The organism is Mesorhizobium sp. M7A.F.Ca.US.002.01.1.1 (assembly GCF_004022955.1).
Taxonomy (GTDB): Bacteria; Pseudomonadota; Alphaproteobacteria; order Rhizobiales; family Rhizobiaceae; genus Mesorhizobium; species Mesorhizobium ciceri.
This window is the reverse complement of the sequence record NZ_RZQE01000607.1, coordinates 1-2,934: the sequence shown is the minus strand read 5'-3', so window position 1 is coordinate 2,934 and position 2,934 is coordinate 1. Positions and strand designations below refer to the sequence as shown.

2 protein-coding genes are annotated in these 2,934 nt (G+C 65.4%); both read right to left on the bottom strand.

Features of this window, described 5'->3' with window-relative positions; genetic code table 11:
* The coding region (locus EN932_RS32765) for a tetrahydrofolate dehydrogenase/cyclohydrolase catalytic domain-containing protein (protein WP_281061570.1) at nucleotides 1–375 on the bottom strand (375 nt) is incomplete at its 3' end.
* 180 nt (nucleotides 376–555) lie between these two features.
* Nucleotides 556–2,904, bottom strand: a complete 2,349-nt coding sequence (locus tag EN932_RS32760; protein ID WP_128369392.1) for a GumC family protein — start codon at nucleotides 2,902–2,904, stop codon at nucleotides 556–558.
* Nucleotides 2,905–2,934 lie beyond the last annotated feature (30 nt).

Genomic DNA, 2,934 nt, shown 5'->3' with positions numbered 1-2,934 from the left:
GATGAAGTGGAAGCCGTCGACATCCTTTTCCGGCGCGATGGTCTGGATGATCTTGCCGGCGTCAATGTGGGCCGGCAGAGGAAGCTGCACGAGGATGCCATTGATGGCCGGATCGGCGTTGAGGTCGCCGATGATCTTCAGCAATGCCTCTTCGGAGGTTTCGGCCGGCAGCGTATGCTGGACGGAATGAAAGCCGCATTCCTTGGCGGTGCGCGACTTGGACGCGACATAGACCTGACTGGCCGGATCCTCGCCGACGATGACCACGGCAAGACCGGGCTTGGCCTTGCCCTTGGCGACAAGTTCAGCCGTCAGGGTCTTGACCGTCCCCACAACGTCCCCGGCAACGCTCTTGCCATCAATCACTTCAGCCATGGACCACCCTCAACACCAGAATGCCCAAGCGCGTCGCTTCCGGAAGCGACGCGCTTTTCGATCTTTCACAGCGTGGCATCTTCACGAAAAATCCAACATGCAATCCCGCCAAAGCGCCGTCCCATGCCGTTTACGCGAAACCGGCATGTTTTTGTACGGCACCGCGCAGATTTTTGTGGCTCAGAAGTAGCGGCGGCGCGTGCGGCTCTCGGTCAGTTCGCGAACCGCTTCGCGGAATTCGCGCAGGCTGGCGCGGATTTCCTCGATTGGCGCTTGCTGCTCGGCATCCTCCACGGCCTGCGACGGCTCCGCCGATCGCTGATGAGGCTGAGGCGCCTGCTGCTGCGCGACGGGCGGCTGTGGATAGGACTCGGAAGCGGGCTGAGCCGGATCGGACTGCTGCCCGGCATTGGCGGCCGGCATCGATTGCGGATAGGGATAGCCCGGCTGCTGCGCGTAGCCTAATGGCTGCGCGTAGGGATAGAGCTGCGGCCCGGAATATGGCCGCTGCGTCATCATGGGAGGCGGCAGTGGCGGCTGCGCCGTCTGCTGCGGATGGCCGCCGGGCTGGAAAGGTGGTGCCGGGTATGCTGTCGCGGCCGCCTGCCGGGGCTCGAAGGCCGGCGCCGGCCGGGGATAGGCGCGGTATTGCGGATCCTGCGTTGGCTCCCCGTTTTCGGCAGAGGCCCATTCGACGGTATCGAACGGCTCCTCCCGGGATGGCCTGCGGGAGACGGACTTGTGCAGCCTCGACAGCAAGGCACCGATCCGGCCGGGACCTTCTGCCGGCGAGGCCTCGGCTTGCTGGACAGGCGGTGGCACGGCCGGCGGTGGTGATGCAGGCGGGGGTGTCGATGGCTGCGGCGCTGGTGGTAATGGCGGCGCCGGCGGCGGCGCTGCCCGATATGCCTTGTCTTCGTAAGGCGTCCGGCGTTCGTCCGCGCCATGGTCGCGACGCGAGCGCGAATTGGCGGTGTCACGCAGGCTCTCATAGGCGCCACGCATGGCTCCGAGGCCAATGCCGGAGGCGAAACCCAGCAACAGGCCGGCGAGCGCGACCACGACCCGCGACGGCCCGTTCGGCTCGAGCGGCGCGAAGGCCTTCGAGATCACATTGATGTTGGCGGTGTTGATGTCCTTCTGCTCGCCGGTCTCCTTGGCGCGCAGCAGGTACTGTTCGTAGACGGAACGCTTGGCGGTCGCCTCGCGCTCCAGTTCGCGCATCGACACGAGGTCGCTGTTGACGTCGCCGCTGCGGACCTTCAGCTGCGCCAGGCGAGAGGCGAGATCCTGTTCGAGCTGGACGGCGCGCTTGAGGTCGACCTGCAGCGACGAGCCGATGCGGCGCAGCTCCGAGGCGATGCGGTCGCGTGCGCCGGCAATCTGGGCATTGATCGCCTGGAGTTCGGGGTGACGCGGGCCGAGCCGGATGGCGGCGCGGTCAGCTTCCTGCTTGAGCGACGCATATTGCGAACGCAGATCGCTCATCGTGTTGGAGTTGATCTCCTCCGGCAAGGTACCGGTGAGAACCGAATTGACGTCGACCGAACGCGCCGAGGCCGCCCGGGCGTTGAGTTCCAGGGTCCGGGCGCGCGCGACCGACAGCTGCTCGTTGAGTTTCAGCATCTCGTCGTCGCTGATGAGATGGCCCTGCGCGTCAACGAGATCGTGCGTGGCCCTGAAATCCTCGACCTTGCGCTCGGCTGCCTCGACGCCCTTGCGCAACTCGTCGAGCCTGGCCGTCAGTTCGTCGGTGGCGCGGCCTGCGGTGTCCGACTGTATCTGGCCGAAAGTCTGCAGGAAGACATCCGTCATCGTGTTGGCGATGAGCGCTGATTTCTCGCCATTCTGCGTGGTGGCGCTGACGGTGATGACGAAGGTCTTGCCGCCGCGCTCGACCGAAAGGCTCTCAGCCAGATTGCCGACAGCAAGCGCGCGGCGACGGCTGTCGTCGACACCCCCCGGCCCATCATTGCGGGACAGGACGGAGCGAATGAGCGACATGACACTGAGGCCGCCGCTGCCTTGCCCATTGAATTCCGGATCATTGACCAGATTGAGCTTGTCGACGACCTTGTTGAGAACAGTGCCTGATGTCAGCACCCGGACCTGGTTCTCGACGATGGCCAGCGTGGCGTCGGAAGCGACGACCGACTGGGTGAGGTCCCGATCGGTGAGCTTCAGGTCGCGCGGGTCGACGATCAGTTCGGTGGTGGCCTCATATTTCTTCGGCGTCGACAGCGCGATGGTGACGCCGAGCGCGGCGCCCAGCAGTGTCGTCGTCACGATCAGCAGCTTCGACTTGCCGACACCGCGCACCACCTGCATCGGATCGATCAGCGGCTTCCACTGCTGGCTGTCCGTGCCGTCGTTTCGGGATAACGATGCGTCGCCTGCAGCGTAAGGTTCCGATGTATGATCGGCGCGACGAGCGCCAGCGGTTTCGGCGGCACTAGGCTGTGTCCGCGGCGAGGTTTGCGCGCGGTACGCTTGCTCACGATCCCCGTCGGCCGCGACCGGATCCGACAGTTTCGGGTTGCGCGCCTCGCGCTGCGAGCG